Source organism: Brevibacillus sp. Leaf182 (assembly GCF_001423865.2).
Taxonomy (GTDB): Bacteria; Bacillota; Bacilli; order Brevibacillales; family Brevibacillaceae; genus Brevibacillus; species Brevibacillus brevis_C.
The window spans coordinates 37,902-52,727 of sequence record NZ_LMPN02000014.1 but is presented as its reverse complement, the minus strand read 5'-3'; the positions used below and the strand labels follow the sequence as shown (position 1 = coordinate 52,727).

At 46.6% G+C, this 14,826-nt stretch carries 15 protein-coding genes; 11 read left to right on the top strand and 4 right to left on the bottom strand.

The genetic code is table 11. From position 1 onward, the window contains the following. Positions 1 to 63: 63 nt before the first annotated feature. The 5 genes from ASG16_RS02340 to ASG16_RS02320 all read left to right on the top strand — a co-directional run bounded on the left by ASG16_RS02340 (position 64) and on the right by ASG16_RS02320 (position 4,952). Positions 64 to 1,656: a peptide ABC transporter substrate-binding protein gene (locus ASG16_RS02340; protein ID WP_056488766.1), complete on the top strand. Its 1,593-nt coding sequence runs from the start codon at positions 64 to 66 to the stop codon at positions 1,654 to 1,656. A 130-nt stretch (positions 1,657 to 1,786) separates the two neighbouring features. After that, positions 1,787 to 2,044, top strand: coding sequence for a hypothetical protein (locus ASG16_RS02335; RefSeq protein ID WP_007721136.1), 258 nt, complete (start codon positions 1,787 to 1,789; stop codon positions 2,042 to 2,044). Positions 2,045 to 2,085: 41 nt separating this feature from the next. Further along, positions 2,086 to 2,562, top strand: a complete 477-nt coding sequence (locus ASG16_RS02330; RefSeq protein ID WP_056488767.1) for a hypothetical protein — start codon at positions 2,086 to 2,088, stop codon at positions 2,560 to 2,562. 171 nt (positions 2,563 to 2,733) lie between these two features. Then, positions 2,734 to 4,389 carry an N-acetylmuramoyl-L-alanine amidase family protein gene (locus ASG16_RS02325; RefSeq protein ID WP_056488768.1) on the top strand — a complete coding sequence of 552 codons (1,656 nt, stop codon included), beginning with the start codon at positions 2,734 to 2,736 and terminating at the stop codon, positions 4,387 to 4,389. 14 nt (positions 4,390 to 4,403) lie between these two features. Beyond that, positions 4,404 to 4,952: a GerMN domain-containing protein gene (locus ASG16_RS02320; protein WP_048036204.1), complete on the top strand. Its 549-nt coding sequence runs from the start codon at positions 4,404 to 4,406 to the stop codon at positions 4,950 to 4,952. A gap of 1,093 nt (positions 4,953 to 6,045) precedes the next feature. Here ASG16_RS02320 and ASG16_RS02310 read toward each other — a convergent pair. Further along, entirely contained in the window at positions 6,046 to 6,246 is a 201-nt protein-coding gene (locus tag ASG16_RS02310) for a DUF378 domain-containing protein (RefSeq protein ID WP_047073978.1), read from the bottom strand. A 181-nt stretch (positions 6,247 to 6,427) separates the two neighbouring features. Here ASG16_RS02310 and ASG16_RS02305 point away from each other — a divergent pair, with 181 nt between their 5' ends. The 4 genes from ASG16_RS02305 (at position 6,428) to pstB (ASG16_RS02290) (ending at position 10,078) form a co-directional block, all read left to right on the top strand. Next, a complete protein-coding gene (locus ASG16_RS02305; protein ID WP_048036206.1) occupies positions 6,428 to 7,357 on the top strand; it encodes a phosphate ABC transporter substrate-binding protein PstS family protein in 930 nt (309 codons plus the stop codon). An 89-nt stretch (positions 7,358 to 7,446) separates the two neighbouring features. Further along, positions 7,447 to 8,394, top strand: coding sequence for a phosphate ABC transporter permease subunit PstC (gene pstC, locus ASG16_RS02300; protein ID WP_048036207.1), 948 nt, complete (start codon positions 7,447 to 7,449; stop codon positions 8,392 to 8,394). Beyond that, positions 8,395 to 9,285: a phosphate ABC transporter permease PstA gene (gene pstA, locus ASG16_RS02295; protein ID WP_017247277.1), complete on the top strand. Its 891-nt coding sequence runs from the start codon at positions 8,395 to 8,397 to the stop codon at positions 9,283 to 9,285. A gap of 19 nt (positions 9,286 to 9,304) precedes the next feature. Then, a complete protein-coding gene (gene pstB, locus ASG16_RS02290; RefSeq protein ID WP_048036208.1) occupies positions 9,305 to 10,078 on the top strand; it encodes a phosphate ABC transporter ATP-binding protein PstB in 774 nt (257 codons plus the stop codon). A gap of 70 nt (positions 10,079 to 10,148) precedes the next feature. Here the strand turns inward: pstB (ASG16_RS02290) and ASG16_RS02285 are convergent, their stop codons facing one another. Both ASG16_RS02285 and ASG16_RS02280 read right to left on the bottom strand, forming a co-directional pair. Continuing rightward, positions 10,149 to 10,532 carry a hypothetical protein gene (locus ASG16_RS02285; protein WP_056488769.1) on the bottom strand — a complete coding sequence of 128 codons (384 nt, stop codon included), beginning with the start codon at positions 10,530 to 10,532 and terminating at the stop codon, positions 10,149 to 10,151. Between the two features lie 60 nt (positions 10,533 to 10,592). Continuing rightward, on the bottom strand, positions 10,593 to 12,638 hold the full coding sequence (locus tag ASG16_RS02280; RefSeq protein WP_056488771.1) for a methyl-accepting chemotaxis protein: 2,046 nt from the start codon (positions 12,636 to 12,638) through the stop codon (positions 10,593 to 10,595). A 234-nt stretch (positions 12,639 to 12,872) separates the two neighbouring features. On the opposite strand from ASG16_RS02280, the gene pstB (ASG16_RS02275) reads away from it, so the two are divergent. After that, entirely contained in the window at positions 12,873 to 13,625 is a 753-nt protein-coding gene (gene pstB, locus ASG16_RS02275) for a phosphate ABC transporter ATP-binding protein PstB (protein WP_056488772.1), read from the top strand. A gap of 64 nt (positions 13,626 to 13,689) precedes the next feature. On the opposite strand, the gene ASG16_RS02270 is transcribed toward pstB (ASG16_RS02275), so the two are convergent. Further along, a complete protein-coding gene (locus ASG16_RS02270) occupies positions 13,690 to 14,028 on the bottom strand; it encodes a winged helix-turn-helix transcriptional regulator (protein WP_017247281.1) in 339 nt (112 codons plus the stop codon). Between the two features lie 172 nt (positions 14,029 to 14,200). Between ASG16_RS02270 and ASG16_RS02265 the strand changes: the two genes are divergently transcribed. Beyond that, the gene (locus ASG16_RS02265; RefSeq protein WP_056488773.1) at positions 14,201 to 14,824 is read left to right on the top strand and encodes an ester cyclase; all 624 of its coding nucleotides are present in this window, start codon (positions 14,201 to 14,203) and stop codon (positions 14,822 to 14,824) included. The last annotated feature ends 2 nt before the right edge of the window (positions 14,825 to 14,826 follow it).

The following is a 14,826-nucleotide window of genomic DNA, read 5'->3' as shown; positions in this document are numbered from 1 at the left end:
TTTACACTTTTATTGTATACTAATTTTCGGAAGATTCTTATTAGGGAAATAGGGGTGTGTATGATGAAAAAGAGTGTTTTTTTGGCTTTGAGTTCAGTCCTTGTTTTCGGTGGAATGATGACAGGGTACGAAGGCGCCGTCCAAGCAGCCGAGCCTAAAGTATTAAGAATGAATCTGCAATCGGAGCCGCCTACAGCAGACCCAGGAATTGCGGAGGATATAACCTCTAGCACGATCATCACTGCTATATTCGAAGGTCTGACACGTCTCGGAAAAGACGGAAAGGTGCACCCAGCCGCGGCAGAGAGCTATACCGTTTCTAAGGATGGAAAAACCTATGAATTCAAGATTCGTGAAGCAAAATGGAGCAACGGCGATCCAGTAACGGCATATGACTTCGAATATGCTTGGAAACGCGCGCTCGATCCCAAGACAGCATCCAACTACGCCTACCAGTTGTATTATGTGAAAGGTGCGGAAGACTTCAACAAAGGGACCGGCAAGGCGGGAGACGTTGGCGTAAAGGCGATTGACGATAAGACGCTAAAAGTGGAACTGACAAACTCGACACCATTTTTCCCGGAGCTGGTTGCTTTTAAAACATACTTCCCGGTGAACAAGAAGGTAGTCGAAGGCAACAGAAAATGGGCTGACGAGGCAAAGACGGTTGTTGGTAACGGACCATTCAAAATGGACACATGGGAGCACAAGAGCAAGCTCGTAGTTTCCAAAAACGAAAAGTATTGGGATAAAGCCAATGTAAAATTGGATAAGATCGAATTCACCATGATAGAGGATGAGACTACGGAATTGGCTATGTTTGATAACGACGAGCTGGATTGGGCAGGTGCTCCAAACTCTTCCCTGCCAATCGATGCACTTCCGGTTTTGAGGGAAGCTGGTATCTTGAAGACACAGCCAATCGCCGGTGCATACTTTTATCGTTTCAATACAGAGCAAGCACCGTTTACCAACGCAAAAATTCGAAAGGCCTTCGCGTACGCAATTAATCGTGAAAGCATCACCTCCGATATCCTGAAAGCTGGTCAAGTACCGGCAACAAGCTATGTACCACCGAGCATGGCGTTGAGCAAAGACGGTTACTTCAAAGACAATGACCTTGAAGTTGCAAAGAAATTACTGGTAGAAGGTATGAAGGAAGAGGGTATCTCCAAACTCCCCCCAATCACACTCATCTACAACACATCCGAAGGTCATAAAAAGATCGCAAAAGAAATACAGGATCAATGGAAGAAAAACCTCGGTGTAGATATCAAGCTCGAAAATAAAGCGTGGAAGGTATACTTAGAAGACGTACACGAAGGTAAATATCAAATCGCTCGTGGAGGTTGGCTAGGTGACTTCAATGACCCCATCAACTTCTTGGAAATGTTCCAGGAAAAAGACGGCGGAAACAACGATACACGTTGGGAAAATCCAAAGTACAAGGAGCTCCTGAGCCAATCCGCTCTGGAGCAAGACCCAGAGAAACGAAAAGAAATTCTGGCTCAAGCTGAGCAAATCCTGATGGATGAAATGCCAATCATGCCAATCTACTTCTACGCGAACTCTTGGGTGCAGAATGAAAATCTGAAAGATGTCGTAATGGATGGTCTGGGTGCTATCGATTTCAAATACGCGGATATTACTCCATAATCAAAACACGGATGAGAAGAGGTTTTTTACGACCTCTTCTTTTTTTCTGTCGCATGGACAAATGACCAATCCATTACGCCCGTGGCTACATAGAGTAAAAAGGAACTAACTGCAACCAGGGGGGATACTGATGGATATTGGTTCTTTGCTCAACATTGTTAAATCCATTCCTAAGGAAAAGCTAAGGACAGATGCGGGAATCAAGGAAGTCATTCGTGAAATGGCCAGAAAGTCAGGGAAAAAATTGACCGAGCAAGAGGTTAACAGCTATGCTGCGCAGTTTCGTCAGATGCAGAAAACAGAAAATGTCGGAAGCCTGTTGAATAAGCTTTCGAAAAAAGGTGTCACTGCAAAGGATTTGGAAAATATAAAAAAACGTTTTAGATAAGGGGGTAGAGTGAGGAGGGAGGTGGGATTATCGTTGAGAAAATGAAAGCGAAAAAAAAGCAGGTTGTCCCCAAGAACCATTTGCTAGAATCGATCAACAAGCTTGCGGATGCACAACATGCAAACAATGCCCAAATAATGAAAGAAATGAGTCAGGTGCGACAGGAGCTACAGGATATGAAGAATACACTGGGGCGTCTTAAACAGGCGCCTCCAAAAAGTACAGGAGAACGGCGAGGTCTGCTGTTTGGAGGTCGACGGAATGCACCTCAAGTGGAAGCTGTAACCCAACCACAAAAGCCTGCCATTTCTATCGAAGATTTACTGCCGCTTTTACCGCATCTTGGCGACGCTATTCCCCAGTTGAAAAACCCCAAGGTAGCCGACTCCATTAAGGTGCTGTCGAATCCAGCTGTGATATCACTGATACAGCAATTTCTTGCCAACGGGGGCTTGAACATGATAAAAAAACCGGTTCAACAAGTAAGTAGGCAAGAGAGAAGGGGATTTTTTCGGTAAAAAAACTCAGTTGCAAAGACTGTCTCGCGGGGCATGCGGAGGCGGTCTTTTCATTTTGGTACCAAAAGACTATAAACTTTACAGATCATCTAGCGTCTAATAGAATGGTGAACGTTGCACATTGGCTGACGCCACATAACGAAGAAAACAGACATCACGGAGGAGGTCAGGATGAAGAGACGATTTTACCCTCTGCTTTTTGCGCTGCTGGTCCTGCTGCTAATCCCCGGTTGGGCGGTTGCAGCAAGCAGTGCCTCAGAGGAAGCTGTCAATCTCATGATTGGTGGACAAGCAGTGAATGCTGAAGTACCGCCGGTTATCAAGAATGGACGCACGTTGGTTCCCGTCCGTGTCATCGCCGAAGGGCTAGGTGCAAAAGTGGATTGGAATGAGGCTACTCGAACAGCTGTCATTACCAAAGGCACACAACTGCTCTCCCTTACACTTGACTCCCGTACAGCAGTGTTGAACGGCAAACAAGTGAAGCTCGATACGCCACCTGTTATTTCACAAAAGCGTATGCTGCTGCCACTGCGTTTTGTCGGGGAGTCACTTGGCGTTACAGTCGGGTGGGACAACAGCACACGAACTGTCATTGCGAACGAAACACCACAGGTAAAGCTGAATGGCAAGGCACCAACCCAGCCGATCAAGCTGTATCAAGTGGAGGACACGATGTACGCGTCCGCACAGACTGTGGCTGAGCAAGTGGGACAAAAAGGCTTTGCGTGGAAACGACCTGAGCGTGGGATGACGATTGATGATCAGTTGGTCCTCCCATTACGTCAATTGGAGGACGAGCTTGGAGGGTCATTTGCGTGGGACAAGAAAAATAATCAGGTTGAGATCGATCGCCTCAATATTTTGAAAGATGTATCTGAGGACGGCGACCGAGTTCGTATTGAAACGACTATACCTGTCATTCCTCAGTCCTTTGTGATGACAGGTCCTCACCGGATTGTCTTGGATCTCCCACAAACAGCATTGGATGATGATTTAGTCGAAGATCTAAAGCGTCAAGACGAGAAAAACGATAGCGTAGGCGAATCTGAGGAAACGTCCTCCGCTAATGATGAAGACCAAGGCACAGATTCAGATTCTGACGAACTGAATCAGGCAGAACAAGCGAAAGAAGAACCTCTCATCGCAGACCTGCGTTACAGCCAATACAGTGCATCTCCTGACACGGTTCGCGTCGTCATTGAGCTGAACCAAAAGAGCACGTATGAGCTGGCTTACACGAAAGACGGTCTCGAAGTAAAATTGACGCCAAAACCGAAGAAAACAGGCTACCTGATCGTCGTTGATGCCGGTCATGGAGGGAAAGACCCAGGCACGAAGGGCTCCGCTGGCAACAATGAAAAAGATTACAACTTGGCTGTCTCCAATAAGATTGTGGCTTTGCTGAAGCAATATCCAGAGTTTCAAGTCGTTCCCGTACGCACGACAGATGTGTTTTATGAACTGTCAGAGCGTGTAGCTTTTGCCAATGAGTTAGAAGCCGACTTGTTCTTGTCTATGCATGCCAACGCATTCCCGAAACCGACGGCTGCAGGAACAGAAACTTTCTATTATAATGAAAACAGCAAAGACTTTGCCCAAGTGGTACATAAACATTTACGTGGGGCAACGCAGTTCCCGGATCGAGGCGTCAAGCAGAGCGGCTTTTATGTGATCAAAAACACGAAAATGCCTGCTGTGTTGACCGAAACTGGCTTCCTCTCCAATCCACAGGAGAATGCACAGCTGACGAATCCGGCATTCCAAGATAAAATCGCGAAAGCCATTGTTGCGGCTATTCGTGAATACTACGAGTCTTATCAGTAAGGGGGCTTTTCACGATGAAAAAAAGTCGAGTGATCTGGATGGCAGCGTTAGTGATGCTGCTTTTGGCCGGATGTGGGCAAAACGCGACAGAAACACCACAGCCAACCACACCAGTAGAACAGCCATCTGGTTCAAACACTGATCCATCGACAACAGAGCCGACTCTGAAAAAGCAAATGGTCACCGTTTACTATTCGGATAATAATTTGATGGAGCTGCAAAAAGAAGAGCAAGAGATCACGTTTGCAGAAGATATCGAGAAGTACAAAAAGACACTTGCCCTGCTGGAGACGCCTGTAAAGCCAGACGTGCATATTCCACTGTGGAAAGACTTCAAGTACCACTCCATTACAATCGATAAAGGTACCCTGACGATTGATGCAGATAGCAAGAATCAGTTCAATATGGGTTCAAGTGGCGAGACGATGGCTTTGGATGCGTTGAAGAATACATTCTTTCAGTTCTCGGAAGTAAAGGAGATTGTCTTCTTGGAGGATGGCAAGAAAGTAGAAACGTTGATGGGGCACGTAGATCTCACCGAGCCACTGAAACGAGACAATTAATTCATCACCAAAAAAGCGGCACATCCTGTTCATCGGGATGTGTCGCTTTTTTTCTCGTATAGTGGCTGTCGTGGGGAGAAGAATATTTCCAGTCTAGGCTCCAGGCTCCGTCCCGCTGGGGGTTGAGACTGTCCGCTCCGAAGCGATTAGCGGGGAAACGCAAAAGTGGTAGCCGCTTCGTCGCATGGGCACGTTGCGTTTCTTTTGCCCGCTAATCGCTTCTCCGCTCGGAAGGACTTCACAAGTCGCTACGTCTGGAAATATTCTTCTCTGTCGTGACTGAGTACATTCTTCAATCATTTAATGATTTGAAAACCTTGAATAGCATGGAAAGTTCGTAGAGGAAACAGGAGAAATAAGCGAAGATCTTTGGTACACCGACCGAGACGGAATGCAAAAAGCGAAACACGTTCTTAAGCGTCCACCTCTGAGACACCTCTTGAATGGACCACTTTGGACGCGGGTTTCGCTTTTTTTCATGGAGACGGGCAGTGAATCCCACAGCGGGTGGGACAAGAAGCTGAGCGTTTTCTCCTGTTTCCGCCCCACCACTACAGCAACAACGTAAGGTCTCTAATTATGTAGCTACGGTGGGGAGAAGAATATTTCCAGTCTAGGCTCCAGGCTCCGTCCCGCTGGGGGGTGAGACTGTCCGCTCCGAAGCGATTAGCGGGGAAACGCAAAAGTGGTAGCCGCTTCGTCGCATGGGCACGTTGCGTTTCTTTTGCCCGCTAATCGCTTCTCCGCTCGGAAGGACTCCACAAGTCGTTACGTCTGGAAATATTCTTCTCTGCCGTGACTGAGTACATTCTTCAATCATTTAATGATTTGAAAACCTCGAATAGCATGGAAAGTTCGTAGAGGAAACAGGAGAAATAAGCGAAGATCTTTGGTACACCGACCGAGGCGGAATGCAAAAAGCGAAACACGTTCTTAAGCGTCCACCTCTGAGACACCTCTTGAATGGACCACTTTGGACGCGGGTTTCGCTTTTTTTCATGGAGACGGGCAGTGAATCCCACAGCGGGTGGGACAAGAAGCTGAGCGTTTTCTCCTGTTTCCGCCCCACCCCAACAGCCGGAGAAAAGGTTTTTCATGTAGGTGTTTCTTCCCGATCTGTGAAAAGAAACTTGATGGCATACACCCCAAACAAGCCTACCAACGTATACACGATTCGACTTACGATAGACTCCGCTCCACCAAACAAGCTTGCGACTAAATCAAACTGAAATAACCCGATTAATCCCCAGTTCAGGGCACCAATGATCACAAAAAGCAAGGCCAGCCGTTCCACATGGACACCCCCAGAAAAGAATAGGGACATTATTCCCATGTTTTCGGTTTTACAACAGGAATTTCTCCATCTTTAAGAAAGCTTTACATTCACAACATAATACGACAACATTCTCGCTGTATAGTTTGTACTTGTAAGAGAGAAAAAACAAACCGAACCTTTTAAGGAGGATTTTCATCAAATGAAAAAACTCAGCAAAATGTTTATTGCGCTGACATGTGTAGGGGCATTACTCGCGGGGTGCGGAAGCGGCAATACTGCACAGACACCAGCACCAGCGCAACAACCAGCCCAGGAGCAAAGCAACTCTGGTTCGACAACAAAAACTTCCGGTGAACCTGTAACAGCAGTAGGTTCTACCGCTTTACAGCCTCTGGTCGAGCAAGCGGCCAAAGACTTTATGGCAAAAAATGCAGGCGCACAAATTCAAGTACAAGGCGGAGGAAGCGGTACAGGCTTGAGCCAAGTAGCAAGCGGTGCAGCAACGATCGGTAACTCCGACATTTTTGCAGAAGAGAAAAAAGGCATTCCAGCAAACGAACTGGTAGACCATAAAGTAGCGGTTGTCGGTATGGCAGCAGCAGTAAGCCCACAAGTAAAAGTAGACAACTTGACCAAGCAACAATTGATCGACATCTTCACTGGTAAAATCACCAACTGGAAAGAAGTTGGCGGCGAAGACATGAAGATCACGCTGGTTAACCGTCCGAAATCTTCCGGAACTCGCGCGACATTCAGCAAATTCGCGTTGGATGGCAAAGAAGAAGCAGAAGGTATCACAGAGGATTCCTCCGGTACTGTTCGCAAAATCATTGCTGAAACACCAGGTGCAATTGGTTACTTGGCACTGTCCTACTTCAATGACTCTGTAAAAGCTCTGAAATTGGATGGCGTGGAAGCAAACGCAGAAAACATTACAACGAACAAATATCCAGTCTGGGCGTACGAGCATATGTACACCAAAGGTGAAGCAACTGGCGATGCAAAAGCGTTCCTCGACTTCATCCTGACTGACGAAGTACAAAAGAAAACCGTAACAGAATTGGGCTTCCTGCCAATCACAGATATGAAAGTGGAACGTGATGCAGAAGGCAAAGTAACACAAAAATAAGCGTTATCGTCAACAGCAAAATAGAGGGGTAGGGGGGCCTTCCCCTCATTTTGCTTGCGTACAGTCGTTTTCTTTCCAGGAGGGAGAACATGAGCCATCGTACTGAAGGGGTAAATACAGAGCGTCAATCGATGATTGCGCAAAAAATGCTGACAACGAACAAGCGTCAAAAGACAGAGAATATTACTGGCAAAACCATCGCGATGATTTGTGCGGGTTTGCTCGTTATTGTTGTTTTATCGATCACCTATTTTATTGCTTCAAAAGGGCTGTCGACGTTCTTCGTCGATGGAGTAAGCTTCAAAGAATTTTTAACCCATGATAAATGGGACCCAGAAGGTGAACCATCCGCGTATGGTGTCCTACCTTTTATTCTTGGTTCGTTTTTCGTAACGGCACTGGCTGCTTTAATTGCCGCGCCACTTGGAATCGGTGCCGCTATTTTTATGACAGAGATCTTTCCGGGCTTCGGGAAAAAAGTATTGAAGCCGGTAATCGAGCTGTTGGTTGGTATCCCATCGGTCGTTTACGGTTATGTTGGACTAACTTTGCTTGTTCCATTTATTCGCGAACAATTTGATGTTCTTGGCTTCAGCTTATTGGCAGGGGGACTTGTTCTGGCCCTGATGATTTTGCCTACGATTACGAGTGTGGCAGCAGATGCTATCGAGGCTGTTCCGCAAGATTTGCGCAACGCTTCTCTCGCGCTGGGTGCTACTCGCTGGCAAACTATTTGGAATGTCGTGTTGCATTCCGCGCTTCCTGGCTGTTTGACGGCCATTGTTTTGGGAATGTCTCGCGCTTTTGGAGAAGCTTTGGCTGTGCAAATGGTTATCGGTAACACAACGAAGCTGCCAGGCGGTTTGTTCGAACCAATCAGTACGCTCACTAGCGGTATTACATTGAACATGGGGAATACGATTCAAGGAACTCCGTATAACAATGCTCTCTGGTCAATGGCTTTGCTGCTCTTGGCGATGTCTTTCATCTTTATCGTGATTTTGCGCCTGTTGGGCAGAAAGAGGTTGGCAAAATAGATGAAAGCGAGACTGATGGACCGCGCTGCTACTGTTGTTTTGACTCTGATTGCCGTACTGATTATCGGTACCTTGGTGGGACTATTGGGCTTCATTCTCTCACAAGGCTGGCATAAGCTGAATCTCGACTTTTTGACCTCTCCTCCGGATATCGTTAATGCGGGTGGCGGGATTGGACCACAGCTTTTCAACTCGTTGTACTTGCTGGTCCTGACCATGCTGATCGCGTTGCCGCTCGGGATCGGAGCAGGCATTTATATGGCTGAATATGCGCCGGATAACAAGATTACACAGTTCATCCGCATGAGTATAGAAGTATTGTCTTCCCTTCCGTCTATCGTAGTTGGTTTGTTTGGATTGCTCGTGTTTGTAAATATGACTGGCTGGGGCTATACCCTGTTTGGTGGAGCACTTGCGCTGACGGTATTTAACCTGCCACTCTTGGTTCGTGTAACAGAGGATGCACTGCGCAACGTACCACGCAGTCAAAAGGAAGCGAGTCTCGCGCTTGGTATTACCAAATGGCGTACCATCGTGTCTGTCATCCTTCCAGCAGCACTCCCAGGTATCATTACAGGTGCCATTTTGGCGTCTGGCCGTGTATTTGGAGAAGCGGCTGCCTTGCTGTTTACAGCGGGGATGTCTTCACCGAATCTGGATTTCACCGACTTCTCATTGAATAGTACGACCTCACCGTTGAACCCGTTCCGTCCTGCCGAGACATTGGCCGTGCATATTTGGAAGGTAAACAGCGAGGGGCTGACACCGGATGCGCGTGATGTTGCAGATGGCGCGGCTGCTGTTCTGATTATTGCCGTCTTGCTCTTTAACCTTTCCGCTCGTTGGTTCGGGAATTGGGTTTACAAAAAGATGACGTCAGGATCAAACTAAGAAGAGGTAGGTGGCAGCCATGTCCGTACTGACCATGCAAGAAACGATCATTCAGACGAACAACGTGAATGTATACTACGGAGAGAAGCACGCCGTAAAAAATATATCAATGGATATTGAACGCAACTCCGTGACGGCCTTTATCGGCCCGTCCGGATGCGGGAAATCGACACTTCTACGGAGCTTGAACCGGATGAATGATCTGGTCCCTTCTTGTCGTGTAGAGGGTTCCATTATTGTAGATGGTATCGACATTAACAGCTCGCAAGTAAACATCGAGAGTCTGCGCCAAGTAGTAGGAATGGTGTTCCAGCGAGCGAATCCATTTTTCAAATCGATCTATGAAAACATCGCATTTGCACCGCGTTTCCACGGGATGACCAATAAACGTGATTTGGATGAATTGGTTGAGTCGAGCCTGCGTAAAGCAGCGCTTTGGGATGAGGTAAAAGATCGTCTTCGCGACTCTGCTCTCTCCCTTTCCGGTGGACAGCAGCAACGGCTATGTATCGCGCGTGCAATCGCGATGCAGCCAACCATTTTGCTGTTGGACGAACCGGCTTCCGCTCTCGATCCGATCTCTACCATGAAAATCGAAGAGCTGGTCATGCAGCTAAAGGATGAGTACACGATCGTGATCGTTACCCATAACCTCCATCAGGCAGCGCGAATTTCTGAGAAAACCGCCTTCTTCCTGATGGGTGAGCTGATCGAGATGGATGAAACGGGGAAAATCTTCACATCACCTGAAAACGAAAAAACGGAAGCGTACATTAGCGGACGTTTTGGGTAAGACAATAGAAAAGCACAAGAAGCCCTCCCAAGCAAATCAGCTTGCAGGAGGGCTTCTTGTGCTTTTGGTTTCAGGCTTTCCGCAAATATCGTAAATAAAGACCATAGTAGGCAATAAACAGACCCAGGAAAAAGAACGCGATGACAGTGCCGTAGTCTTCGCTGGAAGCCTCATAGCCTACAACAGCTTTTACACCATATTTGATAGCCATATAGATGAGGGCAAAAGCAAGTATAAATCCAAATTTGTACCATTTGCTTTGATGCTGCATGTTCTCGCTTTTGACCTTCATCACATATCGAACATAACCGACTATCAGGCCAACAAAAAATATCGCCACAAACAAGTAACGCAGATAGTGGCTATGAACAAAGACCTTGATAAATGTTAAGAGGGACATTGCTAGCAGTACGATTAGGGCAATGACATAAAAGTGAATGGAACGCTTATCCAAGGTCCAGACATCCCCTTTCACAGGATAGGTTTGTAAAAAGTTCACATTCACTTTATGATATCATGAATTTTTCAAAGAAAGGGTTGTTTCTCCCGCTCGAAAAAATTGGATGGTTTGCTCCAGATCCTCTACGATTTCTGTCAGGCGCAGGGAGTCATCGAGAAATTGCTCTGATAAGGAGAGGCTCTCTTGATTGGCTGCTACGGCTTGCTGTGTGCCTGATACGACTTGTTGTGCAGAAACAGACAGGTTATCGACCCGCTGTGAAATGACTTGGCTTTGCGCAGAAATCGTCCCTGTGAGTGCTCTGATGGTCTCGAATTGTGTTGTAAGAGCTTCGCTGAGCTGTACGGTATTATTAAAAATAGAAGCTGCTTGATGCAAGGTTTGAATACCGTTTACAGTGGCATGATCAGTCGTTTCCAAGCACGCAGCTACGTGCTCCATTCTCTCTTCCCCGGATGCGATTACCTGTTGAATACGGGCCGATGCCTCTTCGGTCTGATCGGACAGCAAGCGGATTTCATCCGCGACGACACTGAAACCGATTCCTGCTTGACCAGCTCTTGAAGCTTCAATACGGGCATTGAAGGACAAGAGCTTGGTTCGTTTCGAGATAGCAGATATCAAACCGAGCATTTCGTTGATATCTCCCATACTTTCTCGCATGGAAGACATGGCTTGCATGGAGGCTTTCATGTCTTCCGAGATGCTGTGCATATTTTGCTTTAACGTATTCATGGAGGCTGCGGCCATGGCGTTCTGTTCACGCGATTCTTGGCTTTGCAAGATCGCCTCTTCCATCGAGCTCGTGATGCGGGACATTTCTTGTGTGATTTCGTTCATCGTGAGGTTTATTTCTTCAATCTGCTCCTGCTGGTTATCCATTTCTTGGGCGAGTCGTTCAGTTACGGAGACGACCTCGGTCTGCATCGCGTGCGAATGGCGGGAGCCTTTTCCTACATGATCGGCAACTTGCTTGACGTCTGAGATGACATATTGAATTTTACCGATGATCGTCCGGATTTGTTCACTCATTCGATTGAAGCTGTCAGCTAGCTGCCGTATTTCATCATTGCTCTGTACCTGCATCGTTTGTAGGAGATCACCCTCGCTAAAGGAAGTCATTTTTTGCTGAGCTTCCTTGATCGGATTGATTATTTTGCGTACGTACACATACAGCATCAATGCAAGTGCCACGAGTCCGACCAATGAGACGGCCAAAATGGTTAGCTGCAGGCGACGGACCTCTTGTTTTACCTCCGATACAGACTGAACGACGATTACGCCCCATTTCAACGATGGCTCGAATTGATAGGCAGCAAAAGAATCTATTCCATTGATCTTGCTCGGTTCGTAGCCAGATTGACCGGCGATGACATTTTGTACGACCGGAAGCTCAGTGAGAAGGGGACGCTGCAACGCATAGGATTGATCGGGATGAGCGACCAGCTTTCCTTGATGATCCACGATCATGGCATACCCGGTTTCCCCGAGTTTAATCTGACCGATGGACTCGCTCAGCTTCGGGACAGAGACAAAAGCCACCACTACCCCGACAGGCTCCTCCTCTTCGTTGCGCAAGGGGAGGGAGACGGCAATCTTCGGAAACTCCGTCTCGGAAAACTGAAAGACATCCGAGACAAAAGCACCATGTTGCGTTTGATTCAAAGCCCCTTCATACCAGTCTGTTTTTCGCGGATCATATGAGCTGTCGAGCGGTGATCCGGGAAAGGTCAAATACCGCCCGTCTGTGGTGACGATCTGTAATTCGGAAATAGTAGGATTGTTGATAGTCATGTCCGTAAAGATGCCAAATATTTGGCTGTTGGTAACCGTGCTGTTTTTATAAGTAGAAGCAAATGATTGCAAGGCGGTCACGATGTCGTAGACCCTGCTATGTACGTTCTGTAAAGCGGCACCGGATGCGTCATGTAATTGCTGCTTTGTTTTTTCATTTAGTGTGGCTTGTGATTGATAGCTGATGAAGAATGCGGCAATGGCCATCATACAGACGACCATTCCCATAATGCCTGCAAACAGCCTGGTGAAGATTGAACGATAATGAAACGACGAGTGACCCCATATCTTTTTTATGCCCGCCATCGATTGTTCTCCCCTTATTTGTCAAAACGTTCAGCTTCATTGTAGGGTTAGTCCAGGGGAGCGTATATGGTTTACCAGAAACATTTACCATAACTTAATGTAGGATGACCTATGTAAAAAGTCCTAAGACAAAATCTTTATCGAAACTTAATAAACATCACACGGAAACCTAACATTGGTGCGCTATAGTGGGGAAGTAAAAGGACGTAACAACCACGAAGGAGCGAAGACCGTATGAGCGTTATTTCGGTGAGAGAGTTGAATCTCTTCTACGGTAATAAGCAAGCCCTCTATAATATAAATCTGGATGTAGAGTCTGACTCCATTACAGCCTTAATCGGTCCGTCAGGCTGCGGTAAGTCTACATTTTTACGGACGTTGAATCGAATGAACGACTCTGTACCGAACACCAAAATTACGGGAACGGTAAAAGTGTTCGAGGAGGATATTTATAGCTCTCGCGTAGAAGTTGAGCGACTTCGCAAAAATATCGGTATGGTGTTTCAGCATCCGAATCCTTTTCCGAAGAGCATCTATGACAACATCACGTACGGGCCGAGACTTCATGGCATGAACGATCGTAACAAGCTGGACGAGTTGGTAGAGACAAGCCTCAAGGCAGCAGCACTTTGGGATGAAGTGAAGGATGTATTGAAAAAGCCAGCAACAGGGCTTTCCGGTGGACAGCAGCAACGCCTCTGTATCGCTCGGGCTCTCGCTGTTCAGCCACAGATCATTTTGATGGATGAGCCAACCTCAGCCTTAGACCCGATTTCTACAGCCAAAATCGAAGAGCTGTTAGAAGAGCTGAAGAATCGTTATACGATTGTGATCGTGACGCACAACATGCAGCAGGCAGCTCGTATTTCCGATAAGACTGCGTTTTTCTTGAATGGAGAGCTAGTCGAGTTTGACAATACCCCGACGATCTTCCAAAATCCTCGTGACAAAAGAACAGAGGATTACATTACTGGACGTTTCGGATAATTCAATAGGCATGATGGCAATAGAGCGGACTTTTTGAGGTCCGCTCTTTTTGATTTTAAAACGTTTATAATTGTAACCCAAATCTCTTTAACTCAATGAAAATACCTTCCAATCGTTTCCCTTTCTCCGTTAACGTATATTCCACGCGCGGAGGGACTTCCGGAAACACCTTCCTTTCCAATATGCCGTGCTCCTCCAATTCCTTCAGTCTGAGCGACAGTGTTTTCGGACTGATTCCATCCATGGATTTCAGCAGGTCACTGAAACGCAGGGTTCCTTCGATAAGCAGGTCTCGAATAATTAAAAAGGTCCATTTGGTCCCGATTACGTCAAGTGTTTTAGCAATGGGGCAAGGTTGGCCAGGGGTTCCTTTGTTCAGTTCGATTGGCTCAAGAACGTTCATCGGAATATCCTCCCAAAAAATTAGTAGGGTTTTTTGGCTATTATAGCGCAATAGTATCTTTACGGAAACTATATGAATTAAATATCACTACTTCCATAAATGAAGTTAGTGTCATTACAATAGCAATGTAAACCGATACCTCCACTCTAAATAAGGAGTTGATTAGAACAACATGATTCCACGCACCAAAACAATTAGTTCGATAGCTGGTATTGCTGTCCTCTTCGGGACGATGCTGTTCACAACAGCATGCGCTACTGATTCAAAAACGTCTGCTTATGATAATCAAACTGCTGTTTTGTCCTCCAAGACAGACGTGCAACTATTGAAGGATCTTCCTCAACCCGTTTCAATGACGGTTGACTCCTCATTAAACGTAACGGAGGCTACCGAAATGGTACAGGCCGCACAACGTTTCTACGGCTTCTGGAACACTGGGAATGAGGATCTCATTGCACAAACCGTTTCTCCAAGTTTCATAGATAACACGTTGCCGAAAGGAAGACCTCAAGGCCCCGATGGCTTGTTATTCGCTTCTCGCAACTTTCGTAAAGCAGTCCCGGACTTGCAATGCAAAATAGAGGATTTACTGGTAGTGGGGGACAAGGTGACAGCTCGTCTTTCCTTTACGGGTACGAGCAAAGGTGAGTTTATGGGAAAACCACTGTCCGGGAAGCCTATTCAATTTATGGCGATCGATGTTTTACGCATCAAGGATGGGAAGCTTGTTGAAGACTGGCACCTGGAAGACAATTTAACCTTTATGCAACAAATTGGCGTCGTAGCGGAAAATTGAAT